The organism is Bradyrhizobium cedriense (genome assembly GCF_054602315.1).
Genome location: NZ_JBTSWB010000004.1, coordinates 924,938 through 943,356, shown reverse-complemented (window position 1 = coordinate 943,356; position 18,419 = coordinate 924,938). Strand labels below are relative to the sequence as shown.

At 64.4% G+C, this 18,419-nt stretch carries 16 protein-coding genes and 1 tRNA gene; 13 read left to right on the top strand and 4 right to left on the bottom strand.

Annotated elements, in window-relative coordinates; all coding sequences use genetic code 11:
* The first annotated feature begins 2 nt into the window (after positions 1-2).
* Entirely contained in the window at positions 3-1,115 is a 1,113-nt protein-coding gene (locus tag ACYCVF_RS21075; protein WP_459599574.1) for an ABC transporter permease, read from the top strand.
* Positions 1,116-1,434: 319 nt separating this feature from the next.
* Here the strand turns inward: ACYCVF_RS21075 and ACYCVF_RS21070 are convergent.
* Positions 1,435-1,511 (bottom strand) — tRNA-Met (locus ACYCVF_RS21070).
* 311 nt (positions 1,512-1,822) lie between these two features.
* On the opposite strand from ACYCVF_RS21070, the gene ACYCVF_RS21065 reads away from it, so the two are divergent.
* A complete protein-coding gene (locus tag ACYCVF_RS21065; protein WP_459599572.1) occupies positions 1,823-3,256 on the top strand; it encodes a coniferyl aldehyde dehydrogenase in 1,434 nt (477 codons plus the stop codon).
* Between the two features lie 95 nt (positions 3,257-3,351).
* Entirely contained in the window at positions 3,352-4,950 is a 1,599-nt protein-coding gene (locus tag ACYCVF_RS21060; protein WP_459599570.1) for a GMC family oxidoreductase, read from the top strand.
* A gap of 158 nt (positions 4,951-5,108) precedes the next feature.
* Here ACYCVF_RS21060 and ACYCVF_RS21055 read toward each other — a convergent pair whose 3' ends face one another.
* On the bottom strand, positions 5,109-5,870 hold the full coding sequence (locus ACYCVF_RS21055) for an SDR family oxidoreductase (RefSeq protein WP_459599568.1): 762 nt from the start codon (positions 5,868-5,870) through the stop codon (positions 5,109-5,111).
* A gap of 143 nt (positions 5,871-6,013) precedes the next feature.
* Between ACYCVF_RS21055 and ACYCVF_RS21050 the strand changes: the two genes are divergently transcribed.
* Complete coding sequence (locus tag ACYCVF_RS21050) at positions 6,014-6,526, top strand: CvpA family protein (protein ID WP_459599566.1); 513 nt, start codon at positions 6,014-6,016, stop codon at positions 6,524-6,526.
* Positions 6,527-6,750: 224 nt separating this feature from the next.
* A complete protein-coding gene (locus tag ACYCVF_RS21045) occupies positions 6,751-7,533 on the top strand; it encodes an SDR family oxidoreductase (protein ID WP_035669603.1) in 783 nt (260 codons plus the stop codon).
* A gap of 145 nt (positions 7,534-7,678) precedes the next feature.
* Here the strand turns inward: ACYCVF_RS21045 and ACYCVF_RS21040 are convergent, their stop codons facing one another.
* Positions 7,679-8,155 carry a DUF3775 domain-containing protein gene (locus ACYCVF_RS21040; protein ID WP_459599563.1) on the bottom strand — a complete coding sequence of 159 codons (477 nt, stop codon included), beginning with the start codon at positions 8,153-8,155 and terminating at the stop codon, positions 7,679-7,681.
* A gap of 111 nt (positions 8,156-8,266) precedes the next feature.
* On the opposite strand from ACYCVF_RS21040, the gene ACYCVF_RS21035 reads away from it, so the two are divergent.
* The 8 genes from ACYCVF_RS21035 (at position 8,267) to ACYCVF_RS21000 (ending at position 17,330) form a co-directional block, all read left to right on the top strand.
* Entirely contained in the window at positions 8,267-9,115 is an 849-nt protein-coding gene (locus ACYCVF_RS21035) for an MBL fold metallo-hydrolase (protein ID WP_459599561.1), read from the top strand.
* Positions 9,116-9,200: 85 nt separating this feature from the next.
* Positions 9,201-10,043, top strand: coding sequence for a fumarylacetoacetate hydrolase family protein (locus ACYCVF_RS21030; RefSeq protein ID WP_459599559.1), 843 nt, complete (start codon positions 9,201-9,203; stop codon positions 10,041-10,043).
* Positions 10,044-10,188: 145 nt separating this feature from the next.
* Positions 10,189-10,800, top strand: coding sequence for a glutathione S-transferase family protein (locus ACYCVF_RS21025; RefSeq protein ID WP_459599557.1), 612 nt, complete (start codon positions 10,189-10,191; stop codon positions 10,798-10,800).
* A gap of 15 nt (positions 10,801-10,815) precedes the next feature.
* Positions 10,816-11,685, top strand: a complete 870-nt coding sequence (locus ACYCVF_RS21020) for an MBL fold metallo-hydrolase (protein ID WP_459599555.1) — start codon at positions 10,816-10,818, stop codon at positions 11,683-11,685.
* 126 nt (positions 11,686-11,811) lie between these two features.
* Positions 11,812-12,960 carry an alpha/beta hydrolase gene (locus ACYCVF_RS21015; protein WP_459599553.1) on the top strand — a complete coding sequence of 383 codons (1,149 nt, stop codon included), beginning with the start codon at positions 11,812-11,814 and terminating at the stop codon, positions 12,958-12,960.
* Between the two features lie 65 nt (positions 12,961-13,025).
* On the top strand, positions 13,026-13,997 hold the full coding sequence (gene mbfA / locus ACYCVF_RS21010; protein ID WP_459599551.1) for an iron exporter MbfA: 972 nt from the start codon (positions 13,026-13,028) through the stop codon (positions 13,995-13,997).
* A gap of 134 nt (positions 13,998-14,131) precedes the next feature.
* Complete coding sequence (locus tag ACYCVF_RS21005; protein ID WP_459599549.1) at positions 14,132-15,604, top strand: amidase; 1,473 nt, start codon at positions 14,132-14,134, stop codon at positions 15,602-15,604.
* A 346-nt stretch (positions 15,605-15,950) separates the two neighbouring features.
* Positions 15,951-17,330 (top strand): hypothetical protein, encoded by a 1,380-nt coding sequence (locus ACYCVF_RS21000; protein WP_459599547.1) that lies wholly within the window; start codon positions 15,951-15,953, stop codon positions 17,328-17,330.
* On the opposite strand, the gene ACYCVF_RS20995 is transcribed toward ACYCVF_RS21000, so the two are convergent.
* On the bottom strand, positions 17,327-18,415 hold the full coding sequence (locus ACYCVF_RS20995) for a Zn-dependent alcohol dehydrogenase (protein WP_459599545.1): 1,089 nt from the start codon (positions 18,413-18,415) through the stop codon (positions 17,327-17,329). The two genes, ACYCVF_RS21000 and ACYCVF_RS20995, sit on opposite strands and share 4 nt — an antisense overlap.
* Positions 18,416-18,419 lie beyond the last annotated feature (4 nt).

Below are 18,419 nucleotides of genomic sequence, written 5' to 3'. Positions count from 1 at the left end.
CCATGCGCTTCGACAACGTGTTTCAGCTCGGCGTCAAGGAATTGCGCGGCCTGGTGCGCGACCCCATGCTGCTCGTGCTCATCGTCTATTCGTTCACGCTGGCAATCTACGCCGGCGCGAAAGCGCTGCCGGAAACCCTGAACCACGCCGCGATCGCCATCGTCGACGAGGACCGGTCCCCGGTTTCCAGCCGCATCGAACTGGCATTCACGCCGCCGTACTTTTCCGAGCCGCGCCTGATCTCGCAATATGAAATGGACCGGCGGATGGACGCGGGGCTCGACACGTTTGCGCTGAACATCCCGCCCGATTTCCAGCGCGACCTGCTGGCGGGCAAATCGCCGACGATCCAGCTCAACGTCGATGCGACGCGCATCTCGCAGGCGTTCAACGGCGGCGGCTATATCGAGCAGATCGTCAGCGCGGAAATCGCCGAGTTCCTGGCGCGGGCGCGCAATGCGCAGACCGCGCCGATCGAGCTGGCGCTGCGGGCCCGATTCAATCCGGAGCTGAAGAAATCCTGGTTCGGAGCCATCGACGAGATCATCACCTCGATCACCATGCTCTCGATCATCCTGACCGGCGCGGCGCTGATCCGCGAGCGCGAGCACGGCACGATCGAGCACCTCCTGGTGATGCCGGTCACGCCGCTGGAGATCATGGTCAGCAAGGTATGGTCGATGGGGCTGGTGGTGCTGGCCGCTTCGACGCTGTCGATCGTCTTCGTGGTCAAGGGATGGCTGGCGGTCACGATCGACGGCTCGGTCGCGCTGTTCCTGCTCGGCGCAGCGCTGCAGCTGTTTGCGACCACCAGCATGGGCATCTTCCTCGCCACCGTCGCCGGATCGATGCCTCAGTTCGGAATGCTGCTGATGATGGTCCTGCTGCCGCTGCAGACGCTGTCGGGCAGCATGACCCCGCGGGAGAGCATGCCGCAATTCGTCCAGGACATCATGCTGGCGGCGCCCAATACGCACTTCGTGATGCTCGCGCAGGCGATCCTGTTCCGCGGCGCGGGTCTGGAGTCGGTGTGGCCGCAACTCCTCGCGCTCGCCGTGATCGGCAGCGTCTTCTTCGTGATCGCGCTGCGGCGGTTTCGTGCGTTCCTGGCGTGACGCGCGAAGGCCAGCGATTCAAGAGGATCGAAACAACCCCATGCACAGTAGCGATGCCCTTGTTTTGGCTGAAGGATTCAGTTGATCCGTCGGGCAGGATCGTGCCGGCGGCGGCCCTGACTGGGCGGGAGCGCAGTCAGCTCAACTCATCGCCCTTTCGCTCGCTTCTGCACAGGCTCGATTGGCGTGCGTTGAGCGGCGCGCCCCTTCGCTGGGCTGAGCAATCCCGCCTTGGAGCAGTCATCGCTCATGCTGTGCCCAAACAGAAATGGCCCGCTGATGCGGGCCACTTTCGTATCGGATCCGGTCAATCCGAATTTGGTTGCGGGGATAGGATTTGAACCTATGACCTTCAGGTTATGAGCCTGACGAGCTACCGGGCTGCTCCACCCCGCGTTAAACACTTGCACGCCTTCGGTTAAATCCCGGGGACGGTGGATTGAGGGCCGCGCTGTTCGCGTGGCTTGCTGCTTCCGTCCCAAAGGCTTCCTTGGAAGGCGACCCGGGGCAAAGCCCGTCGGGTGCGGGGCGTATGTATCAAGGCGGGCTGGCTTTGGAAAGGGCTGCGGGAACGTTTTTTTCGACTTTATGACAGGCGGATAGACCGATTTCGGGCCTCTTTGGCGTGGACTTGCCAGAAGTTCCGCAAAGGGCCAGCTTTGCGGCAACGAGATCAAGGCTGAAACGCCGGACGAGGGAGGAACGCCGTGGACAAATCCCTGACGAGCGTCCCGCTGCGGGCGCTGGAGGATGGCTTCCATGCCATGGTCGCGCGGACGCGGACCGAACCGACGCCAGATCTTGCCCAGCGGCTCGATCGGCTGGCGCGGCTGCGCGCCGTGGTCGCCGACAACGAGGAGCGCTTCCGGCAGGCGATCTCGGCCGATTTCGGCCACCGCTGCGCGGTCGAGACCACCATCGCCGAGACCATGCTGGTGTTCTCGGAGATCCGGCATGCCACCAAGCACCTGAAGACCTGGATGGCGCCGCAGCGCGTCGCGACCGCCCTGCAATTCCTGCCGGCGCGCAACCGGCTGATGCCGCAGCCGCTCGGCGTCGTCGGCATCATCGCGCCGTGGAACTACCCGCTCCAGCTGACGCTCGCACCCGCGATCGGCGCCATCGCCGCCGGCAACCGGGTCATCATCAAGCCGAGCGAGCTGGTCCCGCACTTCTCGGCGCTGCTGAAGGAGACGGTCGCGCAGCGATTCGATGCAACGGAGGCGCTCGTCACCGGCGTCGACGACGAAATCGCCAAGGGCTTCGCGAGCCTGCCGTTCGATCATCTGGTCTTCACCGGCTCGACCCGGGTCGGCCGGCTGGTCGCGGAGGCCGCCGGGCGCAATCTGACGCCGGTCACGCTCGAACTCGGCGGCAAGTCGCCCGCGATCATCGACGCTTCCGCCGATCTCGACGAGGCGGCCGAACGCATCGCCTATGGAAAGCTGCTCAATGCCGGGCAGACCTGCATCGCGCCGGACTACGTGCTGGTGCCGGAGGGGTCGTTGCAGGCCTTCGCCGAGAAGGTCCGCGCGCAGATGCGGCGCATGTTCGGCACCGATCCCTCGAACAAGGACTACACCTCCATCATTTCCGACCGGCACTATGCCCGGCTCGAAGGTCTCGTCGCGGATGCGGCGAGCCGAGGCGCAAAAATCCTGCAGCCGGCAAAGCCCGATGATCCCAACTGGAAGGCGCACCGCAAATTCCCGCCGACGCTGATCGTCGGCGCGAGCGAAGCGATGGCGGCGATGCGGGAGGAGATCTTTGGACCCGTGCTGCCGGTGCTCGGCTATCGCGACCCGGCGGAGGCGATCGCTTTCGTCAACGCGCGCGACCGGCCGCTGGCGCTGTACTGGTTCGGCAGCGACCAGAACGCGCGCGACGAGGTGCTGGCGCGCACCGTCTCCGGCGGCGTCACGATCAACGACTGCCTGTTCCACTTCACGCAAATCAACCAGCCGATGGGCGGAGTCGGTGCATCCGGCACCGGCGCCTATCACGGCGAATGGGGCTTCAAGACCTTCAGCAAGCTGAAGCCGGTGTTCTACCGCTCCCGGTTCAACCGCCTCGCCGATCTCTATCCGCCCTATGGCGGCAAGATCGCGCGGCTGGAGAAGCTGATGCGGTTCATGTCGTAGGAGCAGTGGTTCCGGGGCGCGAAGCGAACCCGGAACCTCGAGATTCCGGGTTCGATGCTCCGCATCGCCCGGAATGACGATAGGGGGAAACAACATTGACCGATACATTCGATTTCGTCGTCGTGGGCGCGGGCTCGGGCGGCTGCACCGTGGCGGGGCGGCTGTCGGAGGATGCAGGGACATCCGTGGCGCTGCTCGATGCCGGCGGACGGAACGACACTTGGCGGATCACCACGCCATTCGGGCTTGCCCTGCCATACAAAACGGCCAACTGGGCCTTCGATACCGTACCCCAGAAGGGATTGAATGGCCGTATCGGCTATCAGCCGCGCGGCAAGGGCCTCGGCGGCTCCTCGGCGATCAACGCCATGGTCTATATCCGCGGCCACAAATGGGACTACGACCACTGGGCCTCGCTCGGCAATGCCGGCTGGTCCTATGCCGACGTGCTGCCCTACTTCAAGCGCTCGGAGAACAACGCCGATTTCGACGGCGAATATCACGGCAAGGGCGGGCCGCTGCATGTCAACAGGCTGCGCACGGACAATCCGATCCATGATGTCTTCCATCAGGCCGCGCGCGAAGCGCAGTTTCGCATCCGCGAGGACTTCAATGGCGAAGACCATGAAGGACTCGGCAGCTACCAAGCGACGCAGCACAATGGCGAGCGCTGGAGCGCGGCGCGTGCGTATCTTGATCCCCACCTGGGCAAGCGCACGAATCTGCGCGTCGAGACCGGCGCGCACGCCACGAAGATCCTGTTCGAAGGCAGCCGCGCGGTCGGCGTCGAATATCTGCAGGGCAAGCAGACGAGGAAGTTGCGCGCACGCCGCGAGGTGATCCTGGCCTCCGGCGCCTTCCAGTCACCGCAATTGCTGATGCTGTCGGGTGTCGGCGACGGCGAGGCGCTTCGATCGCACGGCATTGGCGTCGTGCATCATCTGCCCGGCGTTGGGCGCAATCTGCAGGACCATCCGGATTTCGTGTTCGTCTACGCCTCCGACTATCCCCATTTCGTTCACGCCTCGCTCGGCCGGCTGCCGTCCCTGCTCCGCGCCATCCAGCGGTATCGCCGTGAACGGCGCGGCCTGATGACCACCAATTTCGCCGAGTGCGGCGGCTTCCTGAAGTGCCGGCCCGACCTCGACATACCCGACATTCAGCTCCACTTCGTCATCGCGATGCTCGACGACCACGGCCGCAAGAAGCACAAGGAGGCGGGCTTCTCGTGCCATGTCTGCCTGTTGCGGCCGAAGAGCCGCGGCAGCGTATGGCTGAAGAGCGCCGATCCGCTCGCAGCGCCGATGATCGATCCGAATTTTCTGGGCGAGGCAGAGGATATCGAAGCGATGGTCGCGGGCTTCAAGACCACGCGCCGCCTGATGGAGACACCGGCGCTGCGCGCCTTGCAGAAGAAGGACATGTTCACGTCTAATGTGCACACCGACGACGACATCCGCGCCGTGCTGCGCGAACGCGTCGACACCGTCTATCACCCGGTCGGCACCTGCAAGATGGGGACGGATGCGATGGCCGTGGTCGATCCGGCGTTGAAGGTGCACGGGGTTGAAGGCTTGCGCGTCGTCGATGCCTCGATCATGCCCACCCTGATCGGCGGCAACACCAATGCGCCGACCATCATGATCGGGGAGAAGGCGGCCGATATGATTCGGGGCGAGATGCGGGCGAATTAGGGCCACGCCGAGCTGGGGGCCGCGCCACTTGCTCCGACCTCGTCCTGAGGAGCGCGCCCTTGCGCGCGTCTCGAAGGACGCGCCCCGCACTCCATCTTCATCCTTCGAGACGCCGCTTCGCGGCTCCTCAGGATGAGGGCGGAGTATGCGGCAGCTTCTCAGTTCAGCAGAAAGCCACCGTCGACGGTGATGACGCTCCCCGTCATGTAGCGCGACGCGTTGGACGCCAGCAGCAGGATCGCGCCGTCGAGATCGGACTCGGCGCCGACGCGGCGCTGCGGGATGCGTTTGGCGAGGCGCTCGCCTGCCGGCGTCGACCAGAACGCATGGTTCATTTCGGTATCGATATAGCCGGGCGCGAGCGCGTTGATGCGGATGTTCTGCCCCGCCAGTTCCAGCGCCATCGCCTTCGTCGCCTGGATGATGCCGGCCTTGGAGATCGCGTAGGGCGAGACCGCCTTGAGCACGCCGGTGCCGAGCACGGAGGCGATGTTGACGATGTTGCCTTCCTGCTTGCGCGCGATCATGCGCCGCGCGACTTCCGTCGCGAGGAAATAGGCCCCCTTGAGATTGGCGCCGATCACCGCGTCCCAGTCCGCCTCGGTCTGCTCGGTCGCGAGCTTCTCGATGGCGATGCCGGCATTGTTGATCAGCACCGTCACGGGGCCGAGCGCGGTTTCGACGGCGTCGACAGCCCTGGCGATCGAGGCCGTGTCGGTGACATCGAGCGCGACCGCGGCCGCGCGGCCGCCCTTGCCACGGATCTCCTCCTCCAGGCTCTTCAGCTTGTCGGTCTGCCGCGCGGCGAGCGCGACGGATGCGCCATGCGCCGCCAGCACCCGCGCAAACTGCCGGCCCAGCCCCTGGCTCGCGCCCGTGACGAGGATGGTTTCTTTACTGACGTCGAATAGGTCTGACATGATGATTTCCCTGGCGATGTCCGTGGATCTCCTCGGGCGCGATCCCGCGAGCTTTGAGGCCATCAATACAGACGATTTTAGCGATCTGAAACCGGAATGATCGGTTCGGCGTTCACTCGTTCCGTCGAGGCAGGGTTGTGCTGATGAACACTTTCGATCTTGCCGTCTATGCCGCGCTCGCCGTGGCAGTCGGCTTCGGTTTCAGGACCGGGCTGCTGCGCAGCGCCATGACCATCCTCGCCTATCTGCTCGCCGCGCCGATCGCGGTTGCGCTGATGCCGCTGATCGCACCGCAGATTGCCGGCAATCCAAACTCACCGCTGCTGCAGAACTGGATCTGGTTCTTCGGCATCTTCGTGGTGGTCGGCATGCTGTTCGGTCATATCGGGCGCATCGCACTGAACGACACCATCGGCGAGGCCGGCATCGGCGACCGGCTCGGCGGCGCCGCGCTCGGCGCCATCAGGGTCGGCCTCGTCGCCACCACCTTGGTGCTGGTGTTCGACCAGATCGTGCCGGACAACCGCCAGCCGCCCTTTCTCGCCGGCTCGCATCTGCGGCCGCTGTTCTCGACGGCAGGCCAGTTGGGCTTCAAGTCCCTGCCGCCGGAGGCCGCCTCCGCGATCAACCGCCTCAAGCAGGAACAGCGGATCTGAAGCGTGACAAGATCGCGCGCCGCCGTTTGGGCATGATCTTCTCGACAAGCCCATCGCACACCTTTTCGCTAACGCGCCCTTCGGGTCCGGATCATGCCTGCTCATTTGCATTGCCGCGCGGGCGCGCCATGCATTTTGATGCGAACGCATCCCTTATCAGCGGCACCGAGGTTGGCTAAGGTGGCCGCCGTCCAATACCTGCCTGACATTACGGGAGTGAAACAGTGGATCTTGGGATCAAAGGTCGCCGCGCCATCGTCTGCGCATCCAGCAAAGGCCTCGGGCGCGCCTGCGCCATCTCGCTGGCGGACGCCGGCGTTCACGTCACGCTGACAGCGCGCGGCGCCGAAGCCCTGAAGAAAACCGCCGATGAAATCCGAAAGGCCTACCCTGACGTGACGGTCACCGAAATCGTCGGCGACATCACGACACCGGCCGGCCGCGAGGCGGTGTTGAAGGCCTGCCCCGAGCCCGACATCCTGATCAACAACGCCGGCGGCCCGCCGCCCGGCGATTTCCGCAACTGGACTCGCGACGACTGGATCAAGGCCATCGATGCCAACATGCTCACCCCGATCGAGCTGATCAAGGCGACGGTGGACGGCATGATGGCGCGCAAGTTCGGCCGCATCGTCAACATCACTTCGGCCGCGGTGAAGGCGCCGATCGACATCCTCGGCCTCTCCAACGGCGCGCGCGCCGGGCTCACCGGCTTCATCGCCGGCCTCTCGCGCAAGACGGTGATCAACAACGTCACCATCAACGGTCTCTTGCCAGGCCCGTTCGAGACCGATCGCCTGACCAGCACAGCGAAGGGCGAAGCCGACAAGCGTGGCGTCACGCCGCAGCAGATCCTGGCCGAGCGCGCCAAGCTCAATCCGGCCGGCCGCTTCGGCCAGCCCGACGAGTTCGGCTATGCCTGCGCCTTCCTGTGCGGTGCCAAGGCCGGCTTCATCACCGGGCAGAACATCTTGCTGGATGGTGGGGCCTTCCCGGGAACGCTGTAAGATACCTTCGTCGCGTTCCAGGACGGCGCAGACCTGCGGAAGATCGTCATGCCCGGGCCTGTCCCGGGCATCCACGTTCTTGGTACGACGCGATGAAGACGTGGATGGCCGGGTCAAGCCCGGCCATGACCATGTGCTTGGGAATTCACCGCTGCTTCGTCGGCTCGTCTTCGTCCTGCTGGCTCAGGGCAGACGAATCCGGCGTCGTGCGCTCGCCGGTCCAGTCGATGCCGAATTCCTCGAGCCCGTTGGCGAGCAGGTCGCCCAGCATCGGCTCGCCGAGCAGATAGTGCACCGTTTCGCGGCGCGGGCTGCGATACTCGCCGCGCGCCTCCACGGCGCGGGCGCGCAGATCGTCCCAATCATCGATCGTGCCGTCACCGCGACCAAGCCAGGTCAGCGCGACGAGATCGACCTGCTCGTCCTCGTTCAAGGCGATCATGAAGCTTCCGAGCTCGTTGACGACGGGGTCGGAGCCATCGTCATCGAGGACATCGACCGCATCGTCATCGCTCGGGTTCGAGCCGGAATCCGGATCGGAAGCCCCCTCCTTGACGTCGAATTCACGCGCCTTCTCGATGATGAAGGCGACCTTCTCAGCGGAAATCGTAAGCTCCGGCATGGCTCTCTCCAGGGTTCCCGCGATAACGCCGCATCGCGTCAGATGATCCATTGCGCTTGACGGCGGAAAACCGCATGTTTCGGCACCAAAAAGAAGATGGGAAGGTGCCGGATGCAGTGGCAGGTGGGCAAGGTCAAAATCACCAAAGTGGTGGAATTGGAGACGGTCGGCTCGACCCGTTTCATCCTGCCGCTCGCGAGCAATGAGGAGATTTGCAAGCTGCCCTGGCTGATTCCCTATTTCGCCACGGAAGAAGGCCGGCTGAAAATGTCGATCCATTCGCTGGTCGTGGAAACGCCCGGCAAGCGCATCGTGGTCGATACCGGCCTCGGCAACGACAAGCAGGGCCGCAACGTCCCGACCTGGAACAACCGCAGCACGCCGTTCCAGGAGACCATGACGGCGGCGGGCTTTGCGCCCGACAGCATCGACACCGTGCTGTGCACGCATCTTCATGTCGATCATGTCGGCTGGAATACGAGACTGTCGGGCGGCAAATGGGTGCCGACCTTCCCGAAGGCGCGCTACGTTTTCGGCAGGACCGAATACGAATACTGGCGCGACCATTCGACTGAGCCGGACAAGCAGGCCGTGTTCGGCGATTCCGTGCAGCCGATCGTCGATGCCGACAGGGCCGACCTGATCCCGAGCGATCATCGGCTCTGCGAGGAGATCAGCATGATCCCGACCCCCGGCCACAGTCCCGGCCATATGAGCATCCTCATCCAGTCGGACGGCGAACAGGCCCTGCTCACCGGCGACGTCGCGCATCACCCCTGCCAGATGGCCCATCTCGACTGGTCCTCGACCGCCGATTCCGACCAGGCGCAATCGGCCGCGACGCGGGCAGCACTGTTCGGCCGCTTTGCCGACACGCCGACGCTGGTGATCGGCGGACATTTTTCGGCCGGGCATATCAGGCGGGAGGGGGACGCGTTCAGGTTCGTAGCGCTGGGGTGATCTCTGTTTTGGGCGGTTGAATTTCCTGCCGCCCTGTTCCATGAAGCTGTTAACCGACCGGTCCAATCTGCAGGGAGAAACGAGAATGAAGCTTGTTCGTTACGGCGAGAAGGGTGCGGAAAAGCCCGGCCTGATCGACAAATCCGGCCAGTTGCGCGACCTGTCGGCGCATGTGAAGGACCTCACCGGCGAAGCCTATTCGCCCGAGTCCCTGAAGAAGCTGGCGGCGCTCGATCCCGCGTCCCTGCCCGCCGTTTCCGGCAAGCCGCGGTTCGGTGCGCCCGTCACCGGCATCTCGAAATTCGTGGCGATCGGCCTCAACTACAGCGACCATGCCAAGGAGACGGGCGCCGATATTCCGAGCGAGCCGATCATCTTCATGAAAGCCAACACCTCGCTGTCCGGCCCGAACGATCCGGTCGAGAAGCCGCGCGGCTCGACCAAGCTCGACTGGGAGGTCGAGATCGCCGCCATCATCGGCACCCGCGCAAAATACGTCTCGGAAGCCGACGCGCTGAACCATGTCGCCGGCTATTGCGTCTGCAACGACGTCTCCGAGCGCGCATTCCAGATCGAGCGCCTGGGCCAGTGGACCAAGGGCAAGTCGCACGACACGTTCGGCCCGCTCGGTCCGTGGCTTGCCACCAAGGACGAGATCAAGGACGTGCAGGACCTGTCGATGTGGCTCGACGTCAACGGCCAGCGCCGGCAGACCGGCTCGACAAAGACCATGATCTTCTCCATGGCCAAGTGCGTCTCCTACGTCTCGCAGTTCATGACGCTCCTGCCGGGCGACATCATCACCACCGGCACCCCGCCCGGCGTCGGCCTCGGCATGAAGCCGCCGACCTTCCTCAATGTCGGCGACATCGTCACGCTCGGCATCGAAGGCCTCGGCGAGCAGCGCCAGGAGATCATCGCGGCGTAGGCGGAAGCTTCCGCCCCTCCACCGTCATTGCGAGCGAAGCGAAGCAATCCAGGACTCTTTCCGCTGAGGCAGTCTGGATTGCTTCGTCGCTTCGCTCCTCGCAATGACGAAAACCAATTGCCGGTCGCTCCGCAGGACATTTTCCATGAAGCTCACCTTCTCCCCCGCCTCGCCCTTCGCCCGCAAGGTGCGCATTGCCGCGATCGAACTCGGGCTGATCGACAAGATCGAGTTCGTGCCCGCAGCCGTGACGCCGGGCACGGCCAACGAGGACTATTCGCGCATCACACCGCTGAAGAAGCTGCCGGTGCTGATCACCAACGAAGGCGACGTCATCCTGGACTCGTACGTCATCGTCGAATATCTCAACGAGATGGCCGGGGGCAGCCTGATCCCCGACTACGGTCCGCGGCGCTGGAAGGCCAAGACCAACCATTCGCTGATCAACGGCATGCTCGATTCCATGCTGCTGTGCCGCTACGAGAAGATGGTGCGCCCGCAGGGCTCGCAATGGCAGGCCTGGTCGGACGACCATTGGAACAGGGCCTGGACCGGCATGGCGCGCTTCGAGAACATGCCGGAGGTGCTGAACGGCCCGTTCGACATCTCGCAGATCGGCCTCGTTTGCGTACTCGGCTACGCCGACTTCCGCTTCGCCGATTGCGGCTGGCGCAAGGCCTATCCCAAGCTCGACGCGTTCCACCAGAAGATGCTGGAGCGACCCTCGGTGAAGATCTCGGTGCCGCCGGCCGCGTAAATCCCGGGAGTTCTCATGAGCCTGAAGTTCTCAGTCGGCGATCTCACCATCCATCGCGTCATCGAGCAGGAGACTTCCTTCGTCCCTGCGCTGGAAATGCTGCCGGGACTGACTGCGGAGGTGCTGGCCGAGAATCGACAATGGATGCGTCAGGCCCGGGCGCTGGACGAGCAGGACGTGTTGCTGCTGTGCTTCCAGTCCTACGTCGTGAAGACGCCGCACCACACCATCCTGATCGACAGCTGCATCGGCAACGACAAGCCGCGGCCGCAGCGGCCGAAATGGAACATGAAGACCGACGACACCTATTTGCGCGCGCTGAACGCGGCCGGCTTCTCGGTGGAAGACATCGACTTCGTGATGTGCACGCATCTGCACGTCGACCACGTCGGCTGGAACACGCGGCGGGAGAACGGCCGCTGGGTGCCGACCTTCCCCAGGGCGCGTTACGTCTTCGCCAAGCAGGAGTTCGACCACTGGTCCGAGCAGAATGCGAAGGCGGAGATCCCGCCTTTCGCCGACAGCGTGCTGCCGGTGGTCGAAGCCGGGCGCCACGAACTCGTCGGCAACGACCATCAGATCGGCGATCACGTCCGCATCCTGCCGACGCCCGGTCACACGCCGGGCCACGTCGCGTTCACGATGGGTCGCGGCAAGGACGAGGCGGTGTTCTCCGGCGATCTCATGCACTCGCCGTTGCAGACGCTCTATCCGGAGCTGTCGATCAAGTTCGATGTCGATCCGGCCAAGGCAGCCACGACGCGCCGCAGCTTTCTCGAGCGCTATTGCGACACCGACACGCTGTGCTGCACGGCACATTTCCCCTCGCCGTCGGTCGGCAAGATCCGGCGCAAGGGCAACGCGTTCGTGTGTGCGGCCGTTTAAGAACGTTCCGTAGACTTCCAGGCTCCGTCATGCCCGGACTTGTCCCGGCCATCCACGCTCTTACAATCCGACTTCAATGAAGAACGTGGATGGCCGGGACAAGCCCGGCCATGACGAGGAAACATCATGGCCGATCTTCCCAACATCCCCCTGCCAGCCGGCATCCGCTCGCGTCATGTCGAAGGCATCAACGGCTTGCGCATGCATGTGCTCGAGGCCGGCTTCGAGACCAGGGGACGGCGCTGCATCCTGCTGCTGCACGGCTTTCCGGAGCTTGCGTTCTCCTGGCGCAAGGTGATGCCGGCGCTGGCAGACGCAGGTTATCACGTGATCGCGCCGGATCAGCGCGGCTATGGGCGCACGACGGGATGGAGTGCGGAGTACGACGGCGATCTCGCCCCCTTCTCGCTGCTCAATCTCGTGCGCGATGCGCTCGCCCTGGTGTCGGCGTTCGGCTACAGGCAGGTCGATGTGGTCGGCCATGATTTCGGCAGCCCTGTCGCAGCCTGGTGCGCCTTGATCCGGCCTGATGTGTTTCGCTCCGTGACGATGATGAGCGCGCCGTTCGGCGGATCGCCGCCGCTGCCGTTCGGCACGGTCGACACGCCGGCAAAGCCTGCGGCCGAAGACCCCGTTCATCGCGAGCTTGCCGCGCTGCCGCGACCGCGAAAGCACTATCAATGGTACTACTCGACGCGCGAGGCGAACGCGGACATGCAGCACGCTCCCCAGGGCGTGCATGATTTCCTGCGGGCCTATTACCACCACAAGAGTGCCGACTGGACCAACAACAAGCCGTATCCGCTCGAGTCATGGTCGGCGGGTGAGCTTGCGAAGCTGCCGACCTACTACGTGATGGACCTGCATGAGACCATGGCCGAGACGGTGGCGAAGGAGATGCCCTCGCCCGCGGCGATCGCTGCCAATCGCTGGCTGCCCCACAGCGATCTCGCCTATTACAGCGCCGAATACGGACGCACCGGATTTCAGGGTGGGCTGCAATGGTATCGCTACGGCACGTCGGGCTCGCTCAACAGCGAGCTGCAATTGTTTGCCGGCCGCAGCATCGACGTGCCCTCCTGCTTCATCTCCGGCAAGCAGGACTGGGGCACCTATCAGCGTCCCGGCGTGTTCGAGGCGATGCAGAAGGGCGCATGCACGAAGATGCTCGGCTGCCATCTCGTCGATGGCGCCGGCCACTGGGTGCAGCAGGAGCAGCCGGCCGAGGTCACCCGCTTGCTGCTGGACTTCCTCACCAGAGCCGGCACCGCCTGATTTGACCGGGGAACCGCCGCGCCCTATATAATTTAGAACTATTCTAAAGTGATGGTGGGCCGGCCGTGAAGAATTTTGCCGATCTGACCGAGCGCGAGGTGCTGGCGGTTGCGATCTCCTCCGAGGAGGAAGACAGCCGCATCTACATGACCTTCGCCGAGGACCTGAAGGAGCGCTATCCCGACTCGGCGAAGCTGTTCGAGCAGATGGCCGAGGAGGAGCGCGGCCATCGCCACATGCTGCTGGAAACGTATGAGCAGCGCTTCGGCCAGCATCTGCCGCCGATCCGCCGCGAGGACGTCAAGGGCTTCCTGCGCCGCCGCCCGATCTGGCTGACCAAGAACCTGCCGCTCGACACGATCCGGAAGGAAGTCGAGACCATGGAACTGGAGGCCGAGCGCTTCTACGCGAAGGCCGCCGACCAGGCCGAGGACGTCAATGTGCGCCGGCTGCTCGGCGATCTCGCCGAAGCCGAGAAGGCTCATGAGCATACCGCCGCGAAACTCACTGACGAGATCCTGAAGCCCGACGTTCGCGCCGAGGAAGACCGCACGCGACGCCGGATGTTCGTGCTGCAGTATGTGCAGCCCGGCCTCGCTGGACTGATGGACGGCTCGGTCTCGACGCTGGCGCCGCTGTTCGCCGCCGCCTTCGCCACGCACCAGAACTGGCAGACGTTCCTGGTGGGCCTCGCCGCCTCGATCGGCGCCGGCATCAGCATGGGCTTTGCGGAAGCGCTGTCCGACGACGGCTCGCTCACCGGACGCGGCTCGCCCTGGCTGCGCGGCATCACCTGCGGCGCGATGACCACGCTCGGCGGGCTCGGCCACACCGCGCCCTATCTCGTTCCCGACAGCTGGGCCAACGCGTTCTGGATCGCCACCGCGATTGCATGCGTCGTCGTGTTCTTCGAATTGTGGGCGATCGCCTTCATCCGCTCGCGCTACATGGACACGCCGTTCCTCCAGGCCGTGTTCCAGATCGTGCTCGGCGGCGCGATCGTGCTTGCGGTCGGAATCGTGATCGGGGCGGCGTAGCGACCTTCACCGCGGCGTCATTCCCCGCGCAGGCAGGCTATCCAGTATTCCAACATCAATCGCCATCAAACGGCGGTTGCGGCATTCGGCCAAACTGCGCATCATCCTTTGACAAGAAGAACAGGAGATGCGCGGTGGCCAAATCGGAATGGAGTTTCAAGAGCGCCGTCGAGCTGTCGGCCGCGCTGACCGCAAAGAAGGTCTCCGCGGTCGAGCTCACGCGGGATGCGATCGGCCGCATCGAACGGCACGACGGCAAGATCAATGCGATCTGCGTGCGCGATTTCGAGCGCGCGCTCGTTGCGGCGCGCGCGGCGGACGCGGCGCTGGCGCGCGGCGAGCGCAAGCCGCTGCTCGGCCTGCCCGTGACGATCAAGGAATCCTTCAACATCGCCGGCCTGCCGACAACCTGGGGATTCGTTCCCCAGAAGGATTTCGTGCCTGTGGAAGACGCGCTGCCGGTGGCGCGCATCAAGCAGGCCGGCGGCGTGATCCTCGGCAAGACCAACGTGCCGGTGGGCCTCGGCGACTGGCAGAGCTACAACGACATCTACGGCACCACCAACAACCCCTATGATCTCGGCCGAACACCGGGCGGATCGTCCGGAGGATCGTCCGCGGCTCTCGCCGCGGGCTATTGCGCGCTCGCCACCGGCTCCGACATCGGCGGCTCCCTGCGTGTGCCGGCGTTTCATTGTGGCGTCTTCGCTCACAAGCCGACCCTCAATCTCTGCGCAGCACGTGGCGAGACCCCGCCGCCGTTCCCAGCCATTCCGCGCGACAACGACCTCGCCGTCATCGGTCCGATGGCGCGCACGGCGGCGGATCTGTCCTTATTGCTCGACGTCATGGCCGGACCGGATCCGCTGGAAGCCGGCATCGCCTACAAGCTCGATCTGCCTGTTGCACGGCATCAGTCGCTGCGGGAATTTTGCGTCCTGGTGATCGACAGCCACCCGCTGCTGCCGACCGACCGGGACGTGCGCGGCGCGATCGACAGGCTCGCAACCGATCTCACGAAAGCCGGCGTGACGGTCGCGCGCGAGAGCGTGCTGCTCCCGGACTTCACGGAGACGTCGCGGCTCTACATGCGCATGCTGCTGGGCTTTCTCGGCGCGTTCTTCCTGCCCGAGGTGCTCGCGGATTCGCAAACGCGGGCGAGCGAGTTGTCGCCGGAGGACCGGAGCCTCGGCGCGGAGCGGCTGCGCGGCACGATTGCAAGTCATCGCACCTGGGTGCTCGACGCAGGTAGCCGCGCCGGGCTGCGCGCGCAATGGCGTGCGCTGTTCAAGAGCTTCGACGCGGTGATCTGCCCGATCATGCCGACGCCGGCCTATCCGCATGACCATTCGCCGGAGCAGGACCTGCGAACGATCAGCATCGACGGCAAGGACTATCCCTATTCCGACCAGCTCACCTGGCCGGGCATCGCGACGCTTCCGGGCCTGCCGGCGACAGCCGTTCCGCTCGGCCTGTCCAAGGACGGGTTGCCCGTCGGCGTGCAGATCGTCGGGCCCTTCCTCGAGGACCGCACGCCGCTGAAGCTCGCCGAGCTGATCGAGCGCGAGTTCGGCGGATTCGTGCCGCCGCAGATGTTTGATGATTAGTTATCGCCTCGGTGCCCGCGAGGCGATCGTGCCGCCTCATCAACAGGTGCCGCCAGGGAGAGTGCCGGAACCGCGCGAAAATGGTTCCAGCCCGGAGTGTGCGGCCCTCGGGCCTTTCGAGACTGCTCCTAAAGCAATCGGTAACCAAACAATCTCTTCCGCGCGCGATGTGCAACCAGCACACCCCGCATTTACACAACCGGCAATTGTTTCCCCGTAGATATTGCAGGTCACAGCATGACGCCTCCTGTCTCGTAACCGGGGGCGTGGCTATGGATTCGCTGCGAAACGCGGAGTGCCTCTGAACTCGCGGCGAGGACCGCTCAAATCCGGCAAGAGTGATTGCGTGATAAAAGACACTGTCGAGAACGGCGGGCTCCGCACATCCTATCATTGCGCCGATCCGGACAAGACGCTGTCTGAGCAATGGCGCATTCCGGTTTCCGCAGCGGTCGTGTGCGCGTTTGTGGGCCTCGTGCTCCGCTACCTCGCCCGCGAGCATGCGACCGACGACGCTATTTTTTACCTGACGTGGTATGGCTTCGCGCGGGATCATGGCCTTGGCGGCCTCGCCGAAGCTTTCACCAACTACACCCCGATTTACAGCTACTTCCTGCTGCTTGCCGCCCGATTCGACTGGCTGGGCCAGCCGCTTTCCCTCGTCAAGATGATCTCGACCATCTTCGAGTTCGGTTGCGCGATCGTCGTGGCCCGGATGGTCTGGCGATTTACGAAGCTGCCCTTGCGCACGTCCCTGGCCTTCTGTGCAGTCTGGCTTGCACCGACGGTGCTGTTCAACGGCGCCATGTGGGGGCAGGCCGATTCGATCTGGGCCTTCTTCACGCTGATTTCCGTGTCGATGTTCATGCGGGACCGAAATGGCATTCTGCCATTCGCGATGGCTTTCTCGGTGAAGGCCCAGGGCATATTCCTGGGACCCTTCGTACTGGGCATGATTCTGCGCCGCAGGATCCACTTGGCATGGCTCGCCGCAATTCCGGCAGTCTATGTGATCCTTGCCATTCCGGTCCTCGTCGCCGGCAGGTCCTTGGTGTCAGTGCTCGGGATCTACCTCGACCAGGCTCACACCTTTCATCGCCTGTCCATGAATGCCGCGAACCTCTGGGTGTTCGCCGGCGGCACGCCGTATGCGATCGGAGTCGCCGCCGGCCTGGTGCTCGCGGCTGCGAGCGGGCTTGCCTTGTCGATTTTCATCGCGAACGCCAAGCGGGAGGGACCGGAGTTCATTCTCCTCATCGCGTGTGTATCGCTCATCCTCATGCCGTACCTGCTCCCGAAGATGCACGAGCGCTATTTCTATGGGTTCGAACTTGCGTGCATTGCCCTGGCCTGCCTCAATCTGCGCTATCTGCCGTTCGCGGTGATTGCCCAGGTCGACGGCGTGCTATCCTACCTCGCGTTCGAGAGCGGGATCGTCATGGGTCTGCTGCCGGCGGCGCTCTGCAACACCTTTCTCGTGTTCTATCTCGTGCTTGATCTCCGGGGCGGCGAGCGTGGATTTCGCCTTCCGAGGCTTGCCTGGCTCGGCTTCGCCGCATCGACCGCGGGATTGTTCTCCTATCTGCTGTTTGCAGGTGCCGGCTTGAACGTGTCCCCCGCCTACATGCTCGCCGCGGGACTTGCCACGGCGATGACGCTGCTGCTCGTCAAGGAATCGCGTTGCGCCTCGGCCGACGGCCCGGACCCGGCGCCTCACTTGCGCTAGCTATCGAACACGATCACGCTGCGCAGCGTCTTGCCGGCCTTCATGCTGGCAAAGCCCTCGTTGATCTCGGACAGTTTCAGCTTGGCCGAGATCCAGTCTTCCAGATGCAGGCGGCCGCGCAGGTAGAAGTCGACCAGGCGCGGCATGTCCACGCGAAAGTGGTTGGAGCCCATCGACGAGCCCTGGATCTTGCGCTCGCGCAGGAAGTCGAAGCCGTGCAGCTCGATCTTCTGGCCGAACGGAATCATGCCGACGATGGTGGCAGTGCCGCCGGAAGCAAGCATGCCGAACGCCTGCTCCGCGGTTTCCTTTCGGCCGAGCACCTCGAAGGAATGATGCACGCCGCCATTGGTGAGGTCACGAACCTGCTTCACCACGTCGCCGTCAGCCGGATTGATGATGTCGGTCGCGCCCAACTTGGTCGCGAGCTGGAGCTTGGCCGGATTGGTGTCGATGGCGATGATGCGGCCGGCGCCGGCGATCTGTGCGCCGTTGATCGCCGCCATGCCGACGCCGCCGCAGCCGATCACGGCCACGGTTTCGCCGGCGGTCACCTTCGCCGTGTTCACCACCGCACCGTAGCCGGTGATGACGCCGCAGCCGATCAGGGCGGCGAGATCGAGCGGCATCTCCTTGCGGATCTTGACGATGGCATTCTCGTGCACGAGCATCTGCTCGGCGAAGGAGGAGAGGTTGAGGAACTGGTGCAGCTTTTCCGGCCTGGACCACTGCATCCGGTTCGAGACGCCCGGCATCATCTTCACCGTCGTGTCGGTGCAGAGCACGGTGCGACCCGTGGTGCAGTTGTCGCAGGTGCCGCAAAACACGGACAGGCAGGTGACGACGTGGTCGCCCGGCTTGACGTAGGTGACGTCCGAGCCGACCTGCTCGACCACGCCGGCGGATTCGTGGCCGAGCACCGCGGGCAGCGGATGCGGATAGAGACCTTCCATGAAATGCAAATCGGAATGGCAGAGCCCGGCCACCGAAGTGCGGATCAGCACCTCGCGCGGGCCAGGCTTCGGCAGGCTGATATCCTCGATGACGAGCGGCTGGTTGACTTCATGGAGGACGGCGGCCTTCATTGGG